The organism is Micromonospora sp. CNZ303 (genome assembly GCF_004345505.1).
The window spans coordinates 58761-82842 of record NZ_SLVT01000017.1; the positions used below are offsets into that span (position 1 = coordinate 58761).

At 73.8% G+C, this 24082-nt stretch carries 22 protein-coding genes; 17 read left to right on the forward strand and 5 right to left on the reverse strand.

Annotated elements, in window-relative coordinates:
* Window positions 1–8: 8 nt before the first annotated feature.
* From EV374_RS24020 to EV374_RS24030, 3 genes are all read right to left on the reverse strand, one after another.
* A complete protein-coding gene (locus EV374_RS24020) occupies window positions 9–686 on the reverse strand; it encodes an ABC transporter ATP-binding protein (RefSeq protein WP_132239055.1) in 678 nt (225 codons plus the stop codon).
* Complete coding sequence (locus tag EV374_RS24025) at window positions 683–1810, reverse strand: FtsX-like permease family protein (protein ID WP_132239211.1); 1128 nt, start codon at window positions 1808–1810, stop codon at window positions 683–685. The genes EV374_RS24020 and EV374_RS24025 overlap by 4 nt, the downstream gene beginning before the upstream one ends.
* A 103-nt stretch (window positions 1811–1913) precedes the next feature.
* The gene (locus EV374_RS24030; protein WP_132239057.1) at window positions 1914–3029 is read right to left on the reverse strand and encodes a glycoside hydrolase family 183 protein; all 1116 of its coding nucleotides are present in this window, start codon (window positions 3027–3029) and stop codon (window positions 1914–1916) included.
* A 273-nt stretch (window positions 3030–3302) separates the two neighbouring features.
* Between EV374_RS24030 and EV374_RS24035 the strand changes: the two genes are divergently transcribed.
* From EV374_RS24035 to EV374_RS24045, 3 genes are all read left to right on the forward strand, one after another.
* Window positions 3303–5294, forward strand: a complete 1992-nt coding sequence (locus tag EV374_RS24035) for a SpoIIE family protein phosphatase (RefSeq protein WP_132239059.1) — start codon at window positions 3303–3305, stop codon at window positions 5292–5294.
* Between the two features lie 124 nt (window positions 5295–5418).
* Window positions 5419–5769, forward strand: a complete 351-nt coding sequence (locus EV374_RS24040; RefSeq protein ID WP_132239061.1) for a YciI family protein — start codon at window positions 5419–5421, stop codon at window positions 5767–5769.
* Between the two features lie 5 nt (window positions 5770–5774).
* Window positions 5775–7067, forward strand: a complete 1293-nt coding sequence (locus EV374_RS24045; protein ID WP_132239063.1) for a DUF6596 domain-containing protein — start codon at window positions 5775–5777, stop codon at window positions 7065–7067.
* An 88-nt stretch (window positions 7068–7155) separates the two neighbouring features.
* Here the strand turns inward: EV374_RS24045 and EV374_RS24050 are convergent, their stop codons facing one another.
* Window positions 7156–8094 carry a MaoC/PaaZ C-terminal domain-containing protein gene (locus EV374_RS24050; protein ID WP_132239065.1) on the reverse strand — a complete coding sequence of 313 codons (939 nt, stop codon included), beginning with the start codon at window positions 8092–8094 and terminating at the stop codon, window positions 7156–7158.
* A 180-nt stretch (window positions 8095–8274) separates the two neighbouring features.
* On the opposite strand from EV374_RS24050, the gene EV374_RS24055 reads away from it, so the two are divergent.
* The 8 genes from EV374_RS24055 to EV374_RS24090 are packed head-to-tail and all read left to right on the forward strand — an operon-like array spanning window position 8275 to window position 18312.
* Window positions 8275–9231 (forward strand): ABC transporter substrate-binding protein, encoded by a 957-nt coding sequence (locus EV374_RS24055; RefSeq protein WP_486485928.1) that lies wholly within the window; start codon window positions 8275–8277, stop codon window positions 9229–9231.
* On the forward strand, window positions 9228–10112 hold the full coding sequence (locus EV374_RS24060) for an ABC transporter ATP-binding protein (protein ID WP_207914499.1): 885 nt from the start codon (window positions 9228–9230) through the stop codon (window positions 10110–10112). Before EV374_RS24055 ends, EV374_RS24060 begins: the two co-directional genes overlap by 4 nt.
* A complete protein-coding gene (locus tag EV374_RS24065) occupies window positions 10109–10936 on the forward strand; it encodes an ABC transporter permease (RefSeq protein ID WP_132239069.1) in 828 nt (275 codons plus the stop codon). The genes EV374_RS24060 and EV374_RS24065 overlap by 4 nt, the downstream gene beginning before the upstream one ends.
* Window positions 10937–10986: 50 nt before the next feature.
* On the forward strand, window positions 10987–12996 hold the full coding sequence (locus EV374_RS24070; RefSeq protein WP_132239071.1) for a hydantoinase/oxoprolinase family protein: 2010 nt from the start codon (window positions 10987–10989) through the stop codon (window positions 12994–12996).
* Window positions 12997–12999: 3 nt separating this feature from the next.
* Window positions 13000–14577, forward strand: a complete 1578-nt coding sequence (locus EV374_RS24075; protein ID WP_132239073.1) for a class I adenylate-forming enzyme family protein — start codon at window positions 13000–13002, stop codon at window positions 14575–14577.
* A complete protein-coding gene (purB, locus tag EV374_RS24080; RefSeq protein WP_132239075.1) occupies window positions 14577–15935 on the forward strand; it encodes an adenylosuccinate lyase in 1359 nt (452 codons plus the stop codon). Before EV374_RS24075 ends, purB begins: the two co-directional genes overlap by 1 nt.
* Window positions 15932–16693: an enoyl-CoA hydratase/isomerase family protein gene (locus tag EV374_RS24085; protein ID WP_486485929.1), complete on the forward strand. Its 762-nt coding sequence runs from the start codon at window positions 15932–15934 to the stop codon at window positions 16691–16693. The genes purB and EV374_RS24085 overlap by 4 nt, the downstream gene beginning before the upstream one ends.
* Window positions 16690–18312: a thiamine pyrophosphate-binding protein gene (locus EV374_RS24090; RefSeq protein WP_132239077.1), complete on the forward strand. Its 1623-nt coding sequence runs from the start codon at window positions 16690–16692 to the stop codon at window positions 18310–18312. The genes EV374_RS24085 and EV374_RS24090 overlap by 4 nt, the downstream gene beginning before the upstream one ends.
* An 8-nt stretch (window positions 18313–18320) precedes the next feature.
* On the opposite strand, the gene EV374_RS24095 is transcribed toward EV374_RS24090, so the two are convergent.
* Window positions 18321–19145: an IclR family transcriptional regulator gene (locus tag EV374_RS24095; protein ID WP_132239079.1), complete on the reverse strand. Its 825-nt coding sequence runs from the start codon at window positions 19143–19145 to the stop codon at window positions 18321–18323.
* Between the two features lie 166 nt (window positions 19146–19311).
* On the opposite strand from EV374_RS24095, the gene EV374_RS24100 reads away from it, so the two are divergent.
* Genes EV374_RS24100 through EV374_RS24125 form a run of 6 tightly spaced genes read left to right on the forward strand, consistent with a single transcriptional unit; the run spans window position 19312 to window position 24080 of the window.
* Window positions 19312–21330 (forward strand): hydantoinase B/oxoprolinase family protein, encoded by a 2019-nt coding sequence (locus EV374_RS24100; protein ID WP_132239081.1) that lies wholly within the window; start codon window positions 19312–19314, stop codon window positions 21328–21330.
* The gene (locus EV374_RS24105) at window positions 21327–22310 is read left to right on the forward strand and encodes a DODA-type extradiol aromatic ring-opening family dioxygenase (RefSeq protein WP_132239083.1); all 984 of its coding nucleotides are present in this window, start codon (window positions 21327–21329) and stop codon (window positions 22308–22310) included. Before EV374_RS24100 ends, EV374_RS24105 begins: the two co-directional genes overlap by 4 nt.
* Complete coding sequence (locus EV374_RS24110) at window positions 22303–23142, forward strand: DODA-type extradiol aromatic ring-opening family dioxygenase (protein WP_132239085.1); 840 nt, start codon at window positions 22303–22305, stop codon at window positions 23140–23142. Before EV374_RS24105 ends, EV374_RS24110 begins: the two co-directional genes overlap by 8 nt.
* A 35-nt stretch (window positions 23143–23177) precedes the next feature.
* Complete coding sequence (locus EV374_RS24115) at window positions 23178–23468, forward strand: BMC domain-containing protein (RefSeq protein WP_121398123.1); 291 nt, start codon at window positions 23178–23180, stop codon at window positions 23466–23468.
* 23 nt (window positions 23469–23491) lie between these two features.
* On the forward strand, window positions 23492–23830 hold the full coding sequence (locus EV374_RS24120; protein WP_089000517.1) for a BMC domain-containing protein: 339 nt from the start codon (window positions 23492–23494) through the stop codon (window positions 23828–23830).
* The gene (locus EV374_RS24125; RefSeq protein WP_132239087.1) at window positions 23817–24080 is read left to right on the forward strand and encodes a EutN/CcmL family microcompartment protein; all 264 of its coding nucleotides are present in this window, start codon (window positions 23817–23819) and stop codon (window positions 24078–24080) included. The genes EV374_RS24120 and EV374_RS24125 overlap by 14 nt, the downstream gene beginning before the upstream one ends.
* Window positions 24081–24082 lie beyond the last annotated feature (2 nt).

The following is a 24082-nucleotide window of genomic DNA, read 5'->3' on the forward strand; positions in this document are numbered from 1 at the left end:
CCCCATCGTCACGGCACGGGCATCAGTCGCCCGTCGATCATCTCGTACACCGTCGTGCAGTGGCGCAGCACGTCGTGGTCGTGAGTGACCATGACGGTGGCGACGTCGTTCTCCTTGGTCTCGCGGGCGAGCAGCTCCACCACCTCGTGACTGCGGGCACGGTCGAGGGCGGCGGTCGGCTCGTCCACCAAGAGTAGTCGCGGCCGGTTGACCAGGGCACGGGCGATGCCGACACGTTGCCGTTCGCCACCCGAGAGCTGGTGCGGTCGGCGGTTCGCCCTGTGGGCCATCCCGACCTCGTCGAGCAGGGCCGTCGCCTCGCGCGCCCGGGAGCCGTGACCGCCGAAGCGGGCCGGCAACCGCAGCTGGTCCACGGCGGTCAACGCGGGAATGAGGTTGCCGGACTGGAACACGAAGCCGACGAACTCCCGGCGCAGTGCGGCCCGCGCCCGTGCGCTCGGCACGGTCATGTCCCGCCCGCCGAGGGTGACCGAACCCGACGTCGGGACGGTCAGCCCGCCGGCCACCGCGAGCAGGCTGGACTTGCCGGCGCCCGAGGGGCCGACGACCGCGACGAACTGCCCGGGGGCGACGGTCAGGTCGACGCCGTCCAAGGCCGGTACGGTGTCGTCGCCATCGCCGAAGCGCAGGCTCACACCGCGCATGACCAGGCCGGTGTCGGTCATCGGTTCGCTCCCAGTGCGGTCAGCGGATCCACTGCGGCGATCCGGACGATGGCCACGGCCGCTCCGAGCAGGCCGAGGACGAGCAGGAGGAGGGCGGCCACCGCGATCGCCGGCGCGCTGAGCGCGAACGGGATGCCGCTGCCGACCAGGCTGCCGGCCGCCGTGCCGACCGCGACGCCCGCGCCGACGGCGAGCAGCAACAACACGAGGGCCTGGGCCAGCCCGTCGCGCAGCAGGTACGCCGTCGGAGCGCCCATGGCCCGCAGCACGGCGATCTCCGCACGGCGCTGGATGGTCGACACCGTGAAGAAGGCGCCGACCACCAGTGCCGAGATGGCGTAGAGGAACCACTCGATCAGCCGCAGGGTCGACGTCTCGGCGGTGTAGCCGGGCGAGGCGCCGTACGACTCGGTGCGGGACAGGCTCTCGGTGCCGGCGGCCCGGTCACCGGCCGCCAGGTCGACTTCGGCACCGTCGGCGGCCCGCACCGCCACGGCGGTGATCTCCTCGTAGGTGCCGCCCGGCACGGGTTCGCCGGGGCGGACGCCGGCCTTGATCTCCTGCCAGATCCGCAGCGGCAGGTAGGCCACGTCGACGTGACCGAACGTGTGCTGCTCGGCCATGGCACCCACCACCGTGAGCCGGGTGCCGATCCGGTCGACGGTGACCGTGTTGCCGACGCGCAGCCCGGCCTCGATCGCGGTCCGGCTCACCACGATGCCGTTCGCGGCGTCCAGCCGGGCGCCCTCGGCTACGGGCGGGGCGAGGAACGAGTCGGTGGGCACGCCGAACAACGCGAGGTCGATCTCCACGCCCGAGTCGCTGCGGGCGTTGATCAGCGCGTTGCCGAAGGGCGCCGCGTCGGCGACCCGGGGCTGCGCCCGCCACGAGTCGACCGCGGAGACGTCGACGACGCTGCGGGAGAACGCCGAATCGTGCTGCACCCCGTCGGCGAAGGCGAAGGAGGTCGCCGGGATGCGCTGGAGCCCCGACACGCCGTCATTCACCAGGCCCGTGGAGAGCCCGGACAGCAGCACCACCAGCACCGCGATGAGCGCGACGACCGCCCCCATCAGGCCGAACCGGGCCTTGGCGAACCGCAGTTCGCGTACCGCTAGGAACATGCCCACCACCGGGAGCGCAGATTTACCGACTGCATGTTGGCATCGTACCAACACGCTGTCGGTATCCTTCCCGGCGCCGTCGGCCGGCGGGGGCGGCGTCTGGCTACGCCGATCCGACGAACTGGCTGACGTGGTAGGCGGTGCTGCGGTTGTCGGGCGTCCTGGTCCACTTCGAGACCATCAGGTGCAGGTCGTTGGCCCGCCGGCTGGACCACGGGTGGATGAAGCCGCCGTAGAGGCCCGGTTCCTGCCAGGAGGTGACCTGGATCCGTTCGGCCGTCCAGACCCGGTCCGGCCCGTCCGCCGTGCGCGTGACGATGCACCCGGTGGCGCAGTTCAGGTACGACATCACCCAGGTGCCGTCGGCCAGCCGCCGCACCGAGGGCTCGCCGAAGCGGCCGGTGAGGATGGGCGTGCACGGGCGGCCCCAGCCCCAGTTGCTGCCGTTCCAACCCCAGCCCTCGTACGACTCGGGGGAGAACAGCCGGTCCCAGCGGACCCGGCGCAGCATCATCGGCCCGTGCTGGCGCCCGGCGCGCACCGAGAAGACGTACACCCAGTCCCCGTCGCGCTGCATCGTCCACATCTGGAACGGGTCGGTGTTGGTGCCGTTGTTCCACCACTTGAGCGGCGTACGGATGAAGTCGTTGCCGTTGTCGCTGTAGGCCAGCCCGGCGTAGCGCGAGCGCCAGTGCGGCCCGGCCGGGCCGGCGGAGTTCCAGTTCTCGATGCTCATGTACGACACGAGCTGCCGGCCGGTCTCCGGGAAGGCGATGCCGTCGTTCGGAATGACGGTCACCTCCCACAGCCCGTCGATGCCGATGCCGTGGTGGCCGTTGTGCATCAGCTCCGGGGCCCGGCCGTTGCCCGCCACCCGGGCGGCGCTGTCGAAGACGATCCCGCCGGCGGCGCCCGGGTGCACGGCGGAGCGCAGCAGCACCGGCGAGCGCCAGTCGTTCGGCACCGGCGGGCCCTCGGGCCACGGGGTGTCGAACGTGTCGCCGAACAGGTAGCCGATCGAGCCGTTCTCCAGCACGTACGGTATGCCCAGGTCCGTGCCCGCGACGCGCCACCGGTGGTTGGTGTCCAGGTCGGCGCCGGTCAGGCGCTTCTTCCAGGCGGCGGCCCGGGCCGTGCCGGGGGCGAGGACCGGCGCGACGGCCGTGGCCAGGCCAGCCGCGGCGACCGTGCCGAGCAGCGAGCGGCGGGTGATCGTCATGACCGTCCTTGTCGTGTTGGGGGTTGCGGACGTGGGGAACGGACCGGGCGCGCCGGCCGCATCGAACTATCGGTGTCGATGTAGGGCTGGAACCTACGGCCAACCGGCCGGCGTGGTCAAGGATCGTCGGTGCGGGCCCGGAGGCCATCCCGCTGGCCAGCGGCGGGCCCCGGTACCGGACCCGTCGGCGGCGCAGCGGCACGTGGCGGATTGGACGGGTGGGCGCGGGCATGACAGGGTGCTGCTGGTGGGCACGGGTGAGGGTGGGCGTCGGTGACCGCTCCGCATGCACGCTGGTCCTCCGGTGACCCGCAGGCGGTGCTCGACGGGTTCGAGCAGCTGCCCGGATTCGTGTGGATCTTCGAGGGGCCCGAGCTGCGGGTGGTGGCCGCGAACCCGGCGGTGCGCGCCGCCGTCGGCAACCGCAGCGGCCTGATCGGGGAGCCCTTCCGTCGGGCGGTGCCGGAACTCGCCGGCCAGCACATCTTCGAACTGCTCGACCAGGCCCTGCACGGCATCCGCTCGCACGGCTACGAGCAGCGCGTCCTGACCGACCGCAACGGCGACGGCACACTGACGGAGGCCTTCTACACGTTCGACATGACGCCGTGGCGCAACCCGGACGGCTCGGTGCGCGGGGTGATCGTGCAGGCCGTCGACGCCACCCCCGTGGTGACCGCCCGGCAGGCCGCCGAGACCGCCGCCGCCACCGCCGAACGGCGCTACCGGCAGGCCGCCGGTCTGGTTCTGGAACTGCAACGCAGCCTCCTGCCCGACGTGCTGCCCGTCCTGCCGCACGTGCAGGTCGCCGCCCACTACCTGGTCGCGAGCAGCGACCTCGTCGCCGGCGGGGACTGGTTCGACGTGGTTCCCCTGCCCGACGGGCGGCTCGCGCTGACCGTCGGCGACGTCGTCGGGCACGGCGCCACGGCCGCGGCGGCCATGGGTCAGCTCCGCACGGTCGCCCGGCAGGCGTTGCAGTTGGGCGGCGGCCTGCCACAGGTGCTGGCGGTCCTGGACGACTTCGCGGCCCGCGCCCTCGCGACCCGGGCGGCCACCACCTGCCTCGCGGTGCTCGACCCCCGCGACGGGGCCCTCGAAGCGGCCAGCCACGGGCACCCGGCGCCGCTGGTGGTCGGCGTCACCGGCGACAGCCGGTACCTGCCGCTGACGCCGGCGGGACCACTGGGCACCGGAGCGGGCCCCGCCCCGGTGCACACCTGCCGGCTGCGGGCCGACGACGTCCTGCTGCTCTACACCGACGGCCTGATCGAGCGACCCCGGCAGAGCCTGCACGACGGCGCCCGCGCCCTGGCTGACGCCGCCGAGGCAGCCCGGCGGGCGATACTGGACGCGACCACGACCGTCCCGCAGCGGCTGCCCGACCGGATCTGCACCCTGGTCACGGAACGTCTCGCCCTGGCCGGCGGTGGCTTCGGCGACGACACCACGCTCCTCGCCGCCCACCTCCTGCCGGAGCCAGTCGCGCCCCTGCACCTGACGCTGACCGCCGACACGACGGCGCTGCGGCCGATGCGTCAGGTCATGGGCGACTGGCTCACCCGGATCGGGGCCAGCGGCCCGGACGCGAGCGACCTCGTCCACGCCGCGGGGGAGGCCGCCACCAACGCCATCGACCACGCCTACCCGGACGGCACGTCGGGGACGTTCACCGTGCACGGCACCCTGGACGACCAGGGCGTCGTGCACGTCACCTGCACCGACCAGGGACGGTGGCGGCCACCCGCGCGCGACCCGGGCGGTCGCGGCCGTGGGCTGACGATGATCCGCGGCCTCGTCGACCGGGCGGAGGTCAGCCACACCGACGCCGGCACCACCGTCAGCATGCACCACCACATCGGCCAGGCCGCCACCGTCACCACCACCGCCGCCGCCCAGGCGGCCGGCCCCCACAAGCAGGCCACCGTCGCCGAGGAGTTCGCGGCCGCCGTCATCGAGGCGCCGGCGGGCCGGGTACTGCGGGTGCGGGGGCCGGTCGATCTGGTCACCGGCCCCCGGCTGCGCGCCGCGATCATGCAGGCCAGCCGCGGCGGCAGTCTCCCGCTGACCATCGACCTCACCCCGGTCACCCACCTGAGCAGCACCGGCGTACGGGTGCTGCACGAGGTCGCCCGCATCGTCGCGCACCTGCGGGTCACCGCCACCCCGCAGAGCCCCGCCCACGCCGTGCTGGAACTGACCGGGCTGGGTCACCTCCTGCCGGAGGCCCCCGCGAACGGCAGCGACGACGGGTTGCACCGGTAGCCGGAGCCGAATCGGGAAAGAATCTTCGGGCGGGCTGTCCAAACGGCCGTCCCCCGTCCGTAGTGATGTCGTACGGCGTCGCCCGGTACGGCAGCGGCGACGCGACACTGAGGGGAGTCGGATCATGAAGTACATGCTGCTCATCAACGCGGGTGCGGTCGGCGAGGACGGCGGGGCCGCCGGCTGCGACGTCAGCGACTGGATGGCGTACGACAAGCAGGTGCGCGAGGCGGGGATCCTGGTCTCCGGCGAGTCGCTGGCGGACCTGGTCACGGCCACCACCGTGCGGGTCGGCGAGGACGGCAGGCGGACCGTCACGGACGGGCCGTTCGCCGAGACCCGCGAGATCCTCGGCGGCTTCTACGTGATCGACGTGCCGGACCTGGACGTCGCGCTCGACTGGGCGGCGCGCTGCCCCGGCGCGCGCGGGAACGGCGCCGTCGTCGTTCGGCCGGTCGCCGAGTTCGGGGGCTGAGCGCGGTGGGCGGAGCGCCCGCCGACACCGGGGGGACGGACGAGGCGCCGACGGCGGTCGTGGAGGCCGTGTTCCGTGAGGAACGCGGCCGGCTGCTGGCGGCCCTCGTCCGCCGCTTCGGCGACCTGGACCTGGCCGAGGAGGTCACCTCCGAGGCCGTCGAGGTGGCGCTGACCCGGTGGCCGGTCGACGGCGTTCCGCCCAGGCCCGGCGCCTGGCTGATGACCACCGCGCGCCGCCGGGCGGTCGACCGGCTGCGCCGGGACCAGGCCCTCGCCGCGCGGCTGGCCATCCTCCAGGCGGAGGCGGACCGGGCGGAGCCCGCCCCCGCTCCAATGCCGGGCGGTGAGCTGCCGGACGAGCGGTTGCAGCTCTTCTTCACCTGCGCGCACCCGGCGCTCGCGGCCGAGGACCATGGGGCGCTGACCCTGCGCTACCTGGCGGGCCTGACCACGCCCGAGGTGGCCCGCGCCTTCCTGGTGCCGACGGCGACGATGGCCAAGCGGATCACCCGGGCGAAGAAGAAGATCCACGAGGCCCGGATCCCGTTCCGCGTGCCCGGGGCGCAGGAGTTGCCGCAGCGGCTGCCGGGCGTGCTCCAGGCGGTGTATTCGATCTTCACGGAGGGGTACGCGGCCAGCGGGGGCCCGCACCTGCAGCGGCTCGACCTCGCGGAGGAGGCCATCCGGCTGGCCCGGATCCTGCGCCGGCTGCTGCCCGCCGGCCGGGAGGTCACCGGCCTGCTCGCGCTCATGCTGCTGATCCACGCCCGCCGCCACGCCCGCACCGGCCCAAACGACGAGCTGGTGCTGCTCGACGAGCAGGACCGTGGTCGCTGGGACCGACGCATGATCGCCGAGGGCCTCGACCTGGTGCCCGTCGCGCTGGCCGGCGGCCCGCCCGGCCCGTACGGCGTGCAGGCCGCGATCGCCGCCCTGCACGTCGAGGCGGCGGACCTCGCCACCACCGACTGGCCGCAGATCGTCGCGCTCTACGACGTGCTGCTCGCCCTCGCGCCGTCCCCGGTCGTCGCGCTGAACCGGGCCGCGGCGGTGGCGATGCGCGACGGCCCGGAGGCGGGCCTGGCGCTGCTGGACGAGCTGGCCGACGAGCCGCTGCTGCGGGGCCACCACCCCTACCCGGCTGCGCGGGCCGACCTGCTGCACCGCCTCGGCCGGCACGACGCCGCCGCCGGGGCGTACCGGGAGGCGCTCGGCCTGGCCGGCACCGAACCCGAACGGGCCCTGCTGCGCCGCAGGCTGGACGCGGTCGAGCGGCTCCGCGCGCCGGGCCCGTGACGGCGTGACCGTCGACCGCGGCCGGGCGGTCCCGTAGGACCGGCTCCGCTGTGGTCGGCGCGCCACCGGAGGGCGGACAGGCGGGTGGTCACCGGGCGGAGACCGCCAGCACGCCCCGGTCCAGGACGACCCGTCCGGTCCCGTCGGTGGCGCGGAAGACCACGCCGTACGGGCGGCGCCAGGCGTGCACCGCCAGGGTGTCGCCCGGGTGCAGCGGGGCGTCGAAGCGGACGCGGACGTGCCGGACGCGGGTCGGGTCGTCGCCGACGAGGGGCAGCAGGAGCCGGCCGGCGAAGCCGAAGGTGCACAGGCCGTGCAGGATCGGGCGGGGCAGCCCGGCCCGGCCGGCGACGGCCGGATCGGAGTGCAGCGGGTTGCGGTCCCCGCTGAGCCGGTAGAGCAGCGCCTGGTCCGGGCGGACGGTGGCGACGATCCGGTGCTCGGGCGGGTCGGCGGGCGGCTGCCAGCGGGCGGGCCGGGCGCGACGCCCGCCGAATCCGCCGGCGCCGATGACGAACATGGCCCGGCGTACGGTGCCCACGAGCCTGCCCGCCGCGTCGTGGAGCCGGGAAACGTGCTCGACCAGGGCGCCGCTGCCCTGGTCGTGCAGGGCGGTGACGGCGGCGGTGGTGTGCACCTGCCCGCCCGGTGACAGCGGGCGGAACAGGGTCAGCGCCTCCTCCGCGTGCCGGATCGCGGTGAGTTCGCCCAGGGGCGGTGGGTCGGCGGCGAGCACGCTGGCGAAGGTCGGCAGCACCCGCTGCGGGTGTCCGGTGGTGTTCTCGGTGGTGAAGCGGAGCTCCGCCGCCGGGTCGCGTTGCCCCGCGCCGACCCCGAGGGCGTAGAGGATCGTCTCGGTCGGGGTCCACGTCCGCTCCAGCGAGGTGCGCAGTCCGACGAGCGCCGGCGCGACGCCCCGACCGCCGCCAGCGGATCCGTGACTACGCAGAGTGGCCGAATCGGTCGCTTCGGCGGTGGGCGGCTGCTGTGTCCGGGCGGCATGGGCCCGTTTGTCCTGCGTGTTCATCGGGCTCCCGGTTTGTGGTCGCGGATTCGACCCGTCAGCTGGCGATGATCGACGGCTACTGTCTGTTGCAGGAAGGTGAGGCCGAATCTCTTGACTGCGCCCACCGTCCGGCAGTAGCGTCCCATATTAAGCAACGGTAACCATAATATGAGCCGCTAGGTATCTGGGGTAGCCATGAGAATGCGAGCATTGCGAGCTGCGGTAGCAGCCCTGCTGGTGACCGCCGCCGTTGCGGCATGCGCGGAGAACCAGACCCCGACCGAGTCCGGCGGCGGCGAGGCGGCCCCGTCGGCGGCGGTCAACTTCGGCGTCGGCGTCGACCCGGCGTACTCGCCGATCTACCTCGCCGACCAGGAGAAGCTGTTCCAGGCCAACGGCCTGAACGTCACCGTCACCCAGTTCCAGGAGGGCACCGGTGGCCTCGACGCGATCCTGGCCAAGCAGGGCCAGTTCACGGCGAGCACCGAGTCGAGCCTGCTGAACCGGGCCACCCGGGGCGACATCAAGGGCCTGGCCGTCTTCTCGCAGTCGCCCAGCTTCATCAAGCTCGTGGCGCGCTCCGGCGTCAGCGACGTGTCGGGCATCAAGAAGTACGGCGTCGTCCCCGGCACCGTCAACGAGTACGCCACCAACAAGGTCCTCGCGGCGCGCGGCATCAGCCGGGAGTCCGTCGAGTTCGTCAACGCCTCTCCCGCCGAGATGCCGGCCCTGCTGCAACGCGGCGACGTGGACGGCTACATCATGTGGGAGCCGTGGCCGTCGCGCGGCGTCGCCAACGGCGGCAAGGTCCTGCTGACCAGCGGCGACATCGGCTACGTCTACAACCTGGTGATCGGCGTCGACGGCGCCTGGTACGAGGCCAACAAGGAGACCGCCAAGAAGGTCGTCCAGACCATCGGCCAGGCGTGCGAGCAGCTCACGAAGGACCCGGCCAAGGCCGGCACGGTCACCGAGAAGGCCATCAAGGTGCCGGCGAAGGAGGCCCAGACGCTGCTGGAGGGCGTCCAGTGCCAGGTCCGCGACTTCACCGACGACGACCTCAAGCGCTACGGCGAGATCGCCCAGTTCCAGCAGGACAGCAAGATCGTCACCAAGAAGGCGGACCCGGCGACCGTCATGGTCAAGGGGGTGGCGTGACAGTCGACGGCACCGCACCCGCCACGACCGTCGCCGGCCGACCCGCCAGCCGCGCCGGCTCCCCGATCCGCATCAGCGACGTCGACATCCGCTTCGGCGAGTTCGTCGCCGTCAGCGGCGCGAGCCTCGACATCGCCGCCGGTGAACTCGTCTGCCTGCTCGGCCCGAGTGGCTGCGGCAAGTCCACCCTGCTCAACGCGGTCGCCGGCTTCGTCCGGCCGGCGGCCGGCGAGGTGACCTGCGGCGGCGAGCCGGTGACCGGTCCCGACGTGTCGCGCGGCGTGGTCTTCCAGAGCGCCGAGGCGCTGTTCCCCTGGCTGACCGTACGCCAGAACGTCGCCTTCGGGCCGCAGATGCGCGGCGTGCCGAAGGCCCAGCGTGAGGAGGTCGTCGAGCGGTACCTGGCGATGGTCGGCCTCGCGCACAGCGCCGAGCGGTTCCCCGAGCAGCTCTCCGGCGGCATGCGCCAGCGGGCCCAGCTCGCCCGGGTCCTGGCCAACGACCCCTCGGTCGTGCTGATGGACGAGCCGTTCGGGGCGCTGGACGCCCAGACCCGGCTCGTGATGCAGGTCGAACTCGACCGGATCTGGCGCGAGACCGGCGCCACCATCATCTTCGTCACCCACGACATCGGCGAGGCGATCCTGCTCGGCGACCGGATCGTCACGATGACCGCGGGACCGTCGGCGGCCATCAAGAAGGACTACCGCTGCGACCTGCCCCGCCCCCGCGACCTGACCGACCCGGCCTGCGCGGCGCTCTTCCGGGAGCTGCGTGAGGACATCGGCGCCGAGGTGGCCCGGACGCTGCGCGCCCAGGGGCTCGACGACGGCCACGACGGGCGGCCCGGCGCGGGCGACGACCGGACGGAGGGGCGATGACAGTCGAGGCACCCACCGTCCCCGACCGCACCAGGGCGGCGGCGACGACCGGCCCCCGCCGCAACCGCTGGCCCCGGCTGACCCGCATCGGGCTGTCGGTCCTGTCGGTGCTGCTCGGCGTGCTGATCTGGGACCTGGTCAGCCGCAACTACACGGCCTTCTTCCTGCCCTCGCCACGGCTCACCCTCGACGGCGCGGTCGAACTCGTCCGCGACGGGACCCTGTGGGACTCGGTCAGCGCGTCCTCGACCCGCATCCTCACCGGCTGGCTGCTCGGCGTGCTCGTCGGCGTGCCGATGGGTCTGCTGATGGGCTGCATCCCCTGGCTGCGGCTGATGCTCGACCCGTACATCCAGTTCTTCCGCTTCGTGCCGCCGATCGCCTTCGTCACCCTGGCCATCATCTGGCTCGGGCCGGGGGAGGCGTCGAAGGTGGCGCTGATCTTCTACACCACCGTCTTCATCGTCGCCCTCAACACCCTGGCCGGGGTGCTGTCGGTCAACGAGATCCGGATGCGGGCGGCCCGCGCGCTCGGCGCCGGCCCCGTACGCAGCCTCGTCTCGGTAGTGCTGCCGTCGACGGTGCCGCACGTGGTCACCGGGGCCCGGCTGGCGATGGGCAACTCGTTCCTGACGATCGTCTCCGCCGAGATCGTCGCCGCCCAGAGCGGCCTGGGATCGCTGATCTGGACGGCGCGGAACTACGCCAAGACGGAGTGGGTCTTCGTGGGCATCATCGCCCTGGGCCTGCTCGGCTACCTCTTCGACTGGATCCTGCGTCTGGTCACGGGACGGACCCTGCGCCGCTACGGCGTCAACTTCTAGCGGCCCGACCCGTCGCCGACGCCATCCACCCCCTATCCGAAAGGCTCGCCATGCTCTGCATCGGCGTCGACATCGGTGGCACCTTCACCGACGTCATCGTCTACGAGCCGGCCACCGCCCGGCTCGCCGAGGCCAAGACCCTCTCCACCCCGCACGATCCGGCGGCGGCGATCTTCGAGGGCCTCGCCAAGCTCGGTGTCAGCCTGGACACGGTCGACCGCTTCGTGCACGGCACCACCCGGGTGACCAACGCGCTGCTCGAAGGCTCCGGTGAGCCGGTGTCGGTGCTCGCCACCGAGGGCTTCCGGGACGTGCTGGAGATGGGCCTCGGGCACCGGCCCCGCCTCTACAGCGTCAAGGAGAGCGGCCGGCCGCCGCTCGTGGCGCGCCGGCACCGGCACGTGCTGCGCGAACGCATCGGTGCCGACGGCAGCGTGGTCCGGCCGCTGGACACCGACGAACTGGACGAGGCCCTCGACCGGGTGGCCGCCGCCGGTCCCCGGGCGGTGGCGGTCTGCCTGCTGCACTCGTACCGCAATCCCGCCCACGAGCGGGCCGCGGCGCGGCGGCTGGCGGAGCGGTACCCCGACCTGGTCTGCACCGTCTCCTCCGACGTGGTGCCGGAGCAGGGCGAGTACGAGCGGTTCGCCACCACCGTGCTCAACGCCAGCGTGCGGGCGACCGTCGCCGACTACCTGCGCGGACTCGGCGGCGCCCTCGCCGACGGCGGCTACGCCCACCCGCTGTCGATCATGACGAGCAGCGGCGGTGTCGTCTCCACCGAGGAGGCCGGGCGGCTGCCGATCAACCTCGCCCTCTCGGGGCCCGCCGGCGGCATCGCGGCCACCGTGCACCTCGCCTCGCTCGCCGGCTATCCCAACGTCATCACCTGCGACATCGGCGGCACCAGCACGGACGTCTGCCTGATCAAGAACGGCGCGCCGTTGATGACCAACGACGGGAAGATCGCCGGCTACCCGAACCGCACCTTCCAGGTCGAGATCAACACGATCGGCGCCGGCGGCGGCTCGATCGCCTGGCGCGACCGGGGCGGGGAACTGCGCGTCGGGCCGCGCAGCGCCGGCTCGACCCCCGGCCCGGCCGCGTACGGCCGGGGCGGCACCGAGCCGACCACCACCGACGCGCACCTGCTCGTCGGCCACCTCGACCCGCAGGAGAGCCTGGGCGGGGAGGTGCCGCTCGACCCCGACGCGGCCCGCACCGCCCTGGCCGGGCTGGCCGGCACGTTCGGCCTCGACGAGCTGGACCTGGCGCACGGCATCCTCACCCTCGCCACGGTCAAGATGACCAGCGCGATCAAGGAGATCTCGGTCGCCTGCGGGCACGACCCGCGCGACTTCGTGCTGATGCCCTTCGGCGGCGCCGGCCCGATGCACGCCACCGACCTCGCCGACGAACTCGGCATCCGTCGGGTCCTGGTTCCGCCGGTGCCGGGCAACTTCTCCGCGCTCGGCTTCGTCACCGCCCAGGCCCGCCACGACTACGTCCGTACCGTGCTGGTGCCGGCCGACGACGACGGCCTGGCGGCCGTCCGGGCGGCCTTGGCCGACCTGCGCGACGCCGCCCTGGCCCAGCTCAAGGCCGAGGACGACGTGGAGCCCGACCAGGTCAGCTTCGGCCTGTCGGTCGGCATGCGGTTCCGGGGCCAGAGCTTCGACCTCGCCGTCGCCCTGCCCGAGCTGCCGGGCACCGCCGACGAGCTGGTGGCGGCCTTCCACGCCGCCTACGCCGAGCGGTACGCCTACACCCGCTCCGACCACCCCGCCGAGATCGTCAACTGCCGGCTCACCGCGTTCGGGCCCCGACCGGCCGTCCGCTTCGCCGCCCCGACCGGCGGCCCGGCGCAGCCCGGCAGGACCCGTCTCTACCGCCCGGGCGGCTGGGTCGACGCGACCGTGTGGCGGCGCGCCGACCTGGGGCCGGGCTGTGCCGTCGTCGGTCCCGCCGTCGTACGCGAGAACGGCAGCACCACCGTCGTCGGCGGCGGATGGGCCGCCACGGTCGACGACCACGGAAACCTGCTGCTGACCAAGGAGTGATCCGTGATCCCGCCAGCCCTCGACCTCACCGTGCTGGAGCGCGCCGCGCGGCAGCCGGACCGCCCCCTGTACGTCTTCGACGATCCGGCCCGGCCGGTGACCACGGGGGAGTTCGCCGACCTCGCCGGCCGGGCCGCCGCCGTCCTGGCGGCCCAGGGCGTCGGCCGCGGCGACCGGATCGCGGTCTGGGCCGAGAACGGGCTGGCCTGGCTGGTGCTGCTGGCCGCCGCGGCCTGGCGGGGCGCCGCCCTGACCACCCTGCACCCCGGCCTCACCGGGCCCGAGCTGACCTCGGCGCTGGCCCGCAGCCGCCCCCGGCGCCTCTACGCCGCCGAGCGGGTCCGTGACCGGCACGGCCCGTCCACCGTCACGCGGGTCCTGGCGGCGCTGCCGCCCGGCGAGCGCCCGGACGGCTGGCACGTCCTCGACGCGGACCTGGGATCCGGGGCCCTGTCGGGGCTGCCCGGCTGGGACGGCCCGGTTCCCGCACCCGTGGGTGATCCCGACGCCGCCTGCAACATCCAGTTCACCTCGGGCTCCACCGGCCCGGCCAAGATGGTGTCGCTGAGCGCCGGCAACCTGCTGGCCAACGCGGCCTGGACGGCCGAGGCGGCCGGGCTGCGCGCCGACGACCGGATCGCCTCGCCGCTGCCCCTGGCCCACGCGGCGGGGCTCGGCAGCGGGGCGATGCTGGCGCTCGTGACCGGCGCGCTGTGGGTCTCCACCCGCCGGTTCCGCACCGAGCCGGTCCTCGACCAGATCCAGCACCACGCGTGCACGGTGGTGCAGGCCGTGCCCACCATGGCGTCGATGCTCACCGACCGCGTCGAGCGGGAAACCGGCCGCTGGGACCTGTCGTCGCTGCGGGTCGGCTTCCTCGGCGGCGCCACGTGCACCCCGGCGCTGCTCAGCCGCACCCGACGGGTGCTCGGCCTGGACCGGGTGGCGGTCGTCTACGGCCAGACCGAGGCCGGCCCGACGATCAGCCTGGACCCCGGCGACGGGACCTGCGGTGCGCCCGGTGACACCGTCGGCCGCGTCCTGCCGGCCCTTCAGGCCACCGTGGTCGACCCCGCCACCCGCGCCCCGCTGCCCGCCGGACAGGTCGGGGAGCTGCTGGTACGCGGCAGCTCGGTCACCCGCGGCTACGCCGACGACCCGTTCACCACCGCCGCCACGATCACCAGCGACGGCTGGCTGCGCACCGGCGACCTGGGCGCGCTGACCGACGAACGGGTCCTCACCCTGGCCGGACGGATCAAGGAACTGATCATCCGCGGCGGCGAGAACGTCCACCCCGCCGAGGTCGAGGCGGTGCTCGCCGACGACCCGGCCGTGGCCCGGGTGTGCGTCCTCGGCGTGCCGTCAGCCCGCTGGGGGGAGGAGATCGCGGCCCTGGTCGTGACCGTCCCCGGCGGGCACTGCGACGTCGACCGGCTCACCCGCACCGCCACCGAACGGCTGGCCCGGCACAAGGTGCCGACCCTGATCCGTACCGTCGCCGACCTGCCGCTGCTGCCGTCCGGCAAGGTCGACCGGCGGGCCGCCCGGGAACTGCTCGTCGCGGAGGGGGAACGCTGATGCAGCTCGGATCGTGCTTCCTGGACTCGCTGACCGTCACCAGCTTCTTCGGCAACGCCGAGATGCGCGGGGTCTTCAACGACCGGCAGCTCATGCAGTCCTGGCTCGACGTGGAGGCCGCCCTCGCCCGGGGCCAGGCGAAGCTGGGCATCATCCCGTCCTCCGCCGCGCAGGCGATCACCGAGGCGGCCCGCGTCGAGCGGCTCGACACGGCGGTGCTCGCCGCCGACGCCGCCGACACCGTGCACCCCCTGGTGCCGCTGGTGCGGGCGCTCACCGCCGCCTGCCCCGGCGACGCCGGTCGCTACGTCCACCTCGGTGCCACCACCCAGGACGTGATGGACACCGGCTTCGTCCTGCGGGCCCGCGACGGCCTGGACATCGTGCAGCGGCAGGTCGACGAGCTGGTCCGCGCGCTGCGGCGGCTCGCGCTGCGCCACCGCGCCACCCCGATGGCCGCCCGCACCCACGGGCAGCAGGCGCTGCCGACGACGTTCGGCCTGCGCTGCGCGGTGTGGCAGGACGAGCTGCAACGCCACCGCGTCCGGCTTCGGCAACTGCGCCAGCGGCTGCTGGTGACCAGCATGGGCGGCGCGGCCGGCACGATGGCCGGCTACGGCGCGCAGGCGTTCGCGCTGGAGCAGGCGGTCGCCGCCGACCTGGGGCTCGGCGTCGCCGACACCCCCTGGCACGCCACCCAGGACCGCTTCGCCGAGTGTCTGATGGTCTTCGGCCTCGTCGCCGCCAGCGCCGAGAAGCTGGCCCGGGAGGTCTACTTCCTCGGCCGCACCGAGGTCGGCGAGGCGTACGAGTCGCAGCGCTCCACCCAGGTCGGCAGCAGCACGATGCCCCACAAGCGCAACCCGATCCGCTGCGAGGCGGTGATCGCCGCCGCCGGCACCCTGCGGGCCCAGGTGTCCCTGGCGTTGCAGACCATGGTCGCCCAGGACGACCGGGACATGGGCGTCGGGATGACGCTGTGGAAGCTGCTGCCGGAGTGCTTCATCCTGCTGGGCGGCGCGATGCAGCGGCTGGTCGACGTCTTCGGTGACCTCGGCGTCAACCCCGACCGGATGCGCGCCAACCTCGACCTCACCGGCGGGCTCGTGCTCTCCGAGGCGGTGATGCTGCGCCTGGCCGGCCCGCTCGGCCGGGAGCAGGCCCACCACCTGGTCATGCGGATCGTCCGCGACAGCCTCGATGCGGGCCGCCCGTTCGCGGAGACGCTGCGCGCCGACCCACAGGTGACCGCCGCCCTGCCCGCAGCGGAACTCGCCGGCCTGCTGGACCCGCTGTCGTACGTCGGCCACGCCGCCGCGCTTGTCGACCGCGCCCTACTGAACTCGGAGTCGCCATGACCGCCGCACACCATGCCGAGGAATCCGTGCTGCTGCACCGCGACGGCCGGCTGGCCCGGGTGACGCTGAACCGGCCCGCCCGGCGCAACAGCTTCGACCTGGCGATGCTCGCCCGCTTCGAGGACGTGCTGCACGAGTTGTCCCGCGACGAGGAGACCGAGGTCGTCGTGCTCACCGGCGCCGGCACCGCCTTCTGCGCCGGCACCGACCTGCACGAGCTGGCCACCCTCGACGCCCGCGCCACGATGTCGGTGCAGCGCCGCACCGCCGAGCTGGTCGAACGGTGGTACCGGCTGGAACAGAGCACCGTCGCGGCGTTCAACGGCCCGGCCATCGGCTCCGGCGCGGTGCTCGGCCTCGCCAGCGACCTGCGGGTAGCCGCCGACACCTGCTTCGCGACCTTCCCGGAGGTGGGCTTCGGCATCCCGCTGACCTGGAGCGGCATGGCGATCCTCGCCGACCTCGTCGGCGCCGACCTGGCCAAGCGCTGGCTGCTGCTCGGCGACCGGATCCCCGCCGACGAGCTGCGCGACCTGCGCCTGGTGACCGAGGTGGTGCAGCCGGAGCGGCTCGCCGACGCCGCGACCGGGATCGCCGAGCGGCTGCTCGCCACCTCCGCGGTCGGCCGGTCGATGACCAAGCGGGCCGCCCGCCTGGCCGGACCCCGCTTCGAGGCGGCCGCCAACGACTCCTACCTCGGCGCGCTGAGCGTGGCGCTGCGCCCCGCCGGCGACTACCTCGCCCGGGACCCCCGGTGAGGGCCGGCGAGGCGATCGCCGACGCCATCGTGGCGCACGGGGTCGACACGATCTTCGGGCTGCTCGGCGACGCCAACATGTTCCTGGTCGCGGACCTGGTGCAGCGCCACGGCGTCCGGTTCGTGGCCGCCCGCAACGAGAACGCCGCGGTGATGATGGCCGACGGCTGGGCCCGCGCCACCGGCCGGTGCGGGGTCGTCACCGTGACCCAGGGCCCCGGCCTGGCGGTCGCCGGCGCCGCGCTGACCATCGCCCGGCAGGCCGGCACGCCGCTGGTCCTGATTGCCGGCGACACCCCGCCCGGCGACCCGCTGCACGTGCAGAGCTTCCCGCAGCAGCCGTTCGCGCTGGCCACCGCCGGGGCGTTCGTGCCCGTGACGGCGCCGGCCACCGCCGCCCGCGACGTCGGCCTGGCGTTCCGGGCCGCCGCCGAACGGCCCGGCCCCGTCGTCCTCGACGTTCCCATCGACCTCCAGGACGAGCCGGTGCCGGCCGGCGCCGCGCCCGCGCCGGCGCGCGCGGTGACGCACCGGCCCGCCGCGCCGGCACCGACCGACGAGGCCGTCGCCGACCTGGTCGGCCTGCTGGCCGCCGCCCACCGCCCGGTGCTGCTGGCCGGGCGGGGCGCCGAGGCGGCGGCCGACGACGTACGCCGGCTCGCCGACCGCTGCGGCGCGGTGCTCGCCACCACCGTGCTGGCTGCCGGGCTCTTCGCCGGCCACCCGTACCACCTGGGGGTGGCCGGGGGACTGGCCCGCCCGCTGACCCGGCGGGTGCTGGCCGACGCGGACCTGGTGGTCACCTTCGGCGCCGGACTCAACCGGTGGACGGCCGACCACGGGGCGCTCTTCCCCGCGGCGCGGGTGGTCGCCGTCGACGCCGACGCGCGGGCGCTGGGAGCGCGCTGGCCCGTCGACCTGGGGATCGTCGGGGAGGCGGCGGCCACCGCGCGGGCCGTGACGGCGCGGCTCGACCCGCGCGAGCGCCCGGGCTGGCGCAGCCCCGCCCTGGCCGCGCAGATCGCCGCGGCCGACCCGTTCGACGGCATCGAGTTCGTCGAGGGGGCGGCGGGCATCGACCCCCGCGCGTTCATCCGGATCTGCGCCCGCCGACTCCCGGCCCGGCGCACCACGGTGGTCGGGGTGGGGCAGTTCGGCGGCTGGCCCAACCTGCTGCTCGACTCGTCCGCCGTGGACCGCGCGTTCATCGCGCCCTGGGAGTTCGGCAGCATCGGCGTCGGCCTGCCGTACGCCGTCGGGGCCGGGGTGGGCCGCCCGGACCGGCCGGTGGTCGCCTTCGAGGGCGACGGCAGCCTGCTCACCGGCCTCGGCGAGCTGGACACCCTGGCCCGGGTCGGTGCGCCCGTGCTGCTGGTGGTCCTCGACGACGGCGGCTACGGCGCGGAGGTGCGCAAGTTCGGCCCGCGCGGGGTCGACCCGGCGCTGGCCCGGTTCCCGGCCCGGGACCTGGCCGCCGTGGCGCGGTCCCTGGGCGTACCGGCCTGGACGGTCACCGACCAGGCCGGCGCGGAGGCGGCGTTCGACGAGGTGCTGCCGGTGACCGGGCCGGGGGTGCTGCACGTGCGGGTCCTGCCCGAGGTCACCCAGGAGCGTTTCTGACGGTGCGGTCAGTCGCCCCACCGGTCGCCGAAGCCGTGGCCGAGCTGCCGGGACAGCTCGGCGGCGGTGCGGCAGGCGGCGTCGGCCAACTCCCGGGTGCGGGTGTCGTCCAGGCGGAAGATCGGCCCGGAGATGCTGATCGCGGCGGTGACCCGGTCGTGCCGGTCGCGTACGGGGGCGGCCACCACCCGCAGCCCGTGCTCGCTCTCCTGGTCGTTGAGGGCCCAGCCCTGCTGCCGCACGGTGGCCATGTGCGCCACGAAGGTGTCCAGGTCGGTGATGGTGTTGCTGGTCAGCGCCCTGAGCGGCACGGTGGCGAGCAGGGCGCGCAGGGCGTCGTCGTCGTGGTCGACGAGCAGCGCCTTGCCGGCCGCGCTGCACCACAGCGGGATGCGCCGGCCGAGGCGGGAGACGAGCTGCACGTTGCGGGTGCCCTGCACGACGTAGAGGGAGATGGCGTCGGAGCCCTCCAGGACGGCGAGGTTGACGCTCTCGCCCTCGTGCTCGGCGAGCTGGTGCAGCAGGGGCCGGGCCAGCGCGTGCAGGTCGATGCCGGCGAGGAAGCGGGCGCCCAGCTCGAAGACGGCGACGCCGAGGCGGTAGGTGCCGTTCTCCTCGTTGCGTTGCAGGAAGCCGGCGTCGGCCAGCGCGCGGAACAGCCGGCTGGCCGTGGACTTGTGCAGGCCCAGTTCGCGGCTGACGTCGCTGACCTTGCGCTCGACGGCGTCACCCCGGAAGGCCAGCAGGACGCCCAGGGCGCGGTCCAGCGCCTGGGTGCCCGACTCGCGGGGGGCGACGCCCTCGTCGGGCGTCGGGTCAGTGGCGTACGACATCTTGCTTCCCTGCCTTTCCGGCTGCTAGGTTTCATAATATAACTCTAGGACCACATGATGGTCCACTCTACGGTGGTTCAACCCACGGTGGTCCACTCGCCCTGACCAGTCCAGGTCCACGCCGGCGGCAGATACGGACCGACACCGGAATCAGTGAGGCATCCGCATGACTGTGAATCCGATCGACCTGGAAGTCGTCACCGAAAGTCTCATCTCGATCGTCCGCGAGATGCGACAGACGATCTTCCGTACCGCGCACTCGCCGGTGATCGCCGACGCCCAGGACTTCTCCTGCGCGCTCTTCGACCCCTCGGGGCAGATGGTCGCCCAGGGCCGGGACATGCCGGGACACGTCATCGCCATGCCCGCCTCGGTGGCCGAGATCTTCGCCGACTTCGCCACCGAGATGCGCCCCGGGGACCTCTACATCGTCAACGACCCGTACCGCGGCGGCAGCCACCTCAACGACGTCACGCTGATCAGCCCGGTCTTCGTCGACGGGGAGCTGTTCCTCTTCCCCTGCGTCCGGATGCACTGGGCCGACATCGGCGGCATGACCCCCGGCAGCGTCTCCGGCCAGGCCACCGAGATCCTCCAGGAGGGGCTGCGGATCCCGCCGATCAAACTGATCGAGGCGGGCCGTCCCAACCGGGCCGCCTTCGACATCCTCTTCGCCAACGTCCGGATGGCCGAGGAACGCCGCGGCGACCTCGAATCCAGCATCGCCGCCTGCCACACCGCGCAACGACGGCTGACGGAACTCGTCGACCGCTGGGGCACCGGGCTGATCCTCGACTGCGTCGCGGCCAACATGGACCGCACCGAGCAGCGGCTGCGCGACATGATCCGGTCGCTGCCCGACGGCACCTACCTGTACGAGGACTACCTCGACCTCTATACCGACGGCGACTACGACGCCGCGATCGTGCGCTGCCGGCTGACCGTCGATGGCGATGAGATCGAAGCCGACTTCCGGGGCTCCTCCACCCAGGTCGCCGCCGTGGTCAACTCGTCGCGGGCGATGACCGTCGCCGGGGTGTTCATCGCCGTCAAGTCCGCCCTCGACCCCGGCGGGCTGGTCAACCACGGCGCGTTCCGGCCCCTGCGGGTGCGCACCGAGCCCGGCACCGTGGTGCACGTCAGCTACCCCGCCCCGGCCAACGCCCACAGCGAGGTCCGCAAGCGGGTCATCTCCGCCGTGATGGCCGCGTTGAGCCAGGTGGCACCCGACCTCATCGCCGCCGACCAGTTCGGCACCACCTTCCAGAACCTCATCGGCGGCGTGGACGAGCACACCGGCCAGCCCTACCTCTACTACGACTACCCGGCCGGCGGCAACGGCGGATTCCTCGAATCCGACGGCCCCAGCGCGATGAACCCGGTCGACCTCGGCGACATCTCCACCATCCAGTCCGTCGAGCGGCTGGAGACCGAGATCCCGATCCGGGTCGAGGCCTGCGAGCTGCGCGCCGGCTCCTGCGGAGACGGTACGCACCGGGGCGGCCTGGGCAGCCGGCGGGAGACCCGGCTGCTCGCCAGCGGCGGGTCGTACTCGGTGCAGACCGACCGCACCACCGTCCCCCCGTACGGGCTGCGCCACGGCGGCCCGGGCGCCCCGACGGTCACCCACCTGCGCCGCGCCGACGGCCGACGGGTCGACTTCGACACCCCCGGCAAGATCGCGGGCTTCCCCATGCGGGCCGGGGACGTGCTGGTCATGGAGTCCGCCGGCGGCGGCGGCTGGGGCGACCCGCTGGACCGCGAGCCCGACGCCGTCGCCGAGGACGTCCGGCAGGACTACCTGACCGGCGAGGAGGCCCGCCAGCGCTACGGCGTCGTCCTCGACGGCGACGGCGAGGCCGACCGCGCCGCCACCGCCGAGGAGCGGCAGCGGCTGCGCGCCGAGCGGAGCTGGCTGCGCCTCACCACCACCGACCGGCCCGCCTACACCGGCCGGCGCGGCCAGCGCCGGCTGGCCTACGTCGCGCCCGGCAGCGGCCTGGCCGAGGAGAGCCTCGTCGAGCTGCATGGCGTGCACCCGGCGCCACTGCGGGCCTGGCTGCGGCACGACGCCGCGCTGGCCGCCGACGAGATAGCCCTCGACGACGACGGGATGCAGATCCTCGGCGGCACCGCCGAGCACCGCGCGTACGTGCGCGTCCTCACCGGGGAGGGGCGGTCATGAGCAGGGTCTTCCGGGTGCCGGTGGCGACCACCAGGCCCCGCACCGGCGGCGGCGCCGGCAACGCCCCGGCCCCGCAGGCCGCGCCGGCCCGCGCCGGCATCGTCGCCGGCTGCCTCAGCCCACATCCGCCCCACCTGATCTACGCGGAGAACCCGCCGCAGAACGAGCCCCGCTCCACCGGCGGCTGGGAGACGCTGCGCTGGGCGTACGAGCGGCTGCGCAAGCGCATCCAGGAGGTGCACCGGCCCGACGTGCTGATCGTGCACGCCCCGCACTGGATCACGATGGTCGGCCACCACGTCAACTGTGCGCCCAACCCGCGCGGCATCTCCGTCGAGCCGATCTTCCCGCACCTCTTCCGCTACCGGTACGACTTCCGCACCGACGTGGAACTCGGCGAGGCCATCGTCGAGGAGGCCAGCGGCCTCGGCCTGGTCACCCGCGCGATGCGTGACCCCCGGGTACGCGTCGACTACGCCACCATCGGCGCCCTGCACCTGGCCAACCCCGCCTGGGACATCCCCGTGGTCTCCCTGTCGGCGAACAACAACCCGTACTTCTACTCCGACGCGGCGCTGGAGGAGATGGAGGTGCTCGGTGAAGCCACCCGCCGCGCCGTCGAGGCCACCGGCCGTCGCGCCGTGCTGCTCGCCTCCAACTCCCTGTCGCACCTGCACTGGCACGAGGAGCCGGCACTGCCGGAGGACATGGAACGCGAACACCCGTACAACAACCACCAGTACCGGTGGGACATGAAGCTGCTCGAAGCGATCCGCCGGGGACCGACCGCCCCGCTGCGGGAACTCATCACCGAACACATCGAGGCGACCGCGTCGGAGACGAAGGCCGGCAGCCTCACCTGGCTGCTCGCCGCGATGGGCTGGCCCAAGGTCGCCGGTGACGTGCTCGGCTACGGCACGATCATCGGCACCGGAAACGCCGTCGTCGAGTGGCTGCCCGAGGGGAGCCCCCATGGCTGACCGGACCGGAATCGTCGCCGGAGCGCTCCTGCCCGGCATGCCCCACCTGCTCGCGAAGGAACCCGCACCGAGCTGGGCGGCACTGGCCTCGGCCGCCCGCGACGTGGGCGAGCGCCTGCGCCGGCTCGAGCCCGACGTCGTCCTGCTGCTGTCCACCCAGTGGTTCACCGTCCTCGGCCACCAGTTCCAGTGCGACCCCAACCCGCGCGGCGAGCACGTCGACGAGAACTGGTACGCCTACGACTACGGCCTGCTCCGCTACGACCTGCGCTTCGACGTGGAGTTCAGCGAGCGGTGGGCCGACCGGGTGCAGGCCGACGGCAAGCAGGCGCGCCGCACCCGCTACGAGGGCTTCCCCATCGACACCGGCACCATCGTCACCTCCGCGCTGCTCGACCCGGAGCGCAAGCTGCGCTGGGCGCAGGTCTCCTGCAACCTGTACGCCGACGCCGACACCCTCGCCGACGTCGGCCGGGCCGGTGCCGCCGCCGCCCGCGACGCCGGCGTACGCGCCGCCGTCGTGGTGGTGAGTGGCCTGTCCTCCGGACTCATCCAGCAGTGGATCGAACCGGGCCAGGACCACATCGGCGCACCCGCGCACGAGCAGTGGAACACCCGCGTACTCGACCTGCTCACCGCCGGCAAGGTCGACGAGGCGCTCGCGATCCGCGAGGACTACGCCCGGCAGGCCCAGGCGGACAGCCAGTTCCGGGCCCTCGCGTTCGCCGCCGGCACCGGCGCCGCCAGCGGCCCGGCACAGCTGCACTCGTACGGCCCGATCTGGGGCACCGGCGCCGCCGTCCTGTCCTGGAACCTGCCCGAGCGTCCCTGACCGAAGCCGACCCGCAACCAGAGCAAGGAGCAGACATGCGAAACGTGGCCGTGGGCTTCGTCGAAGCCGAGGGTTTCACCCCCATCTTCGACGCCGTCGACGCGATGGTGAAGGCCACCGAGGTCGAGGTGACGAAGGTCGTACGCCTCGGCGGCGGCATCGTCGCGGTCGCCGTGCGCGGCGACCTCGCCACCGTCGAGGAGGCGGTGGACATCGGCGAGGAGACCGCCCGGGCGCGCAGCCGCTCGGTGCGCTCGATCGTCTTCGCCAGCCCCTGCGACGCGGTGAGCGCGTTGGCCGCCGAGCCTGACCTCGTCGGCAACTGACAACCGGGTAAGGAGAATCAGCCATGTCCTCCGACATCGCGATCGGAATCGTCGAGACACGCGGCCTGGTGGCCCTCTCGGCGGGAATCGAAGCCATGATCAAGACCGCCGACGTCCGGTGCGTGGCCGTGGAACGGGTCACCAGCGGCTACCTCGCGGTCGCCGTCCGGGGCACCCTCGCCGCCGTACGCCAGGCAGTCTCCGCCGGCGAGGCCGCCATCCGCGCCCACGGCGAGCTGCGCAGCTCCCAGGTCTACCCGAAGCCCCACCCGACCACGGCGGCCCTGCTGGACGCGCCCGAACCGGCCCGCATCCGCGAGGTCATCGCCGGCCTGCGGGGAGAAACCGATGGTGCTCGGTGACGTCGTCGGCAAGGTGTGGGCCGACCGCATCCTGCCGGCGTTGCAGGGCAGGCGGCTCGTCCTGGTCCGCCCGCACGGCGACGGACCCGACCTGGTCGCCGTCGACCCCCTGAACGTCGGCGTCGGCACCACCGTCCTGGTCGTCACCGACGAGGCAGCCGCGGCCGTGACCGGCCAACCCACCGTGGACGCCGCCGTGGTCGCGCTCGTCGCCGACCTCGGCAGCGAGCGGACCGAACCCCGCACCTGAAC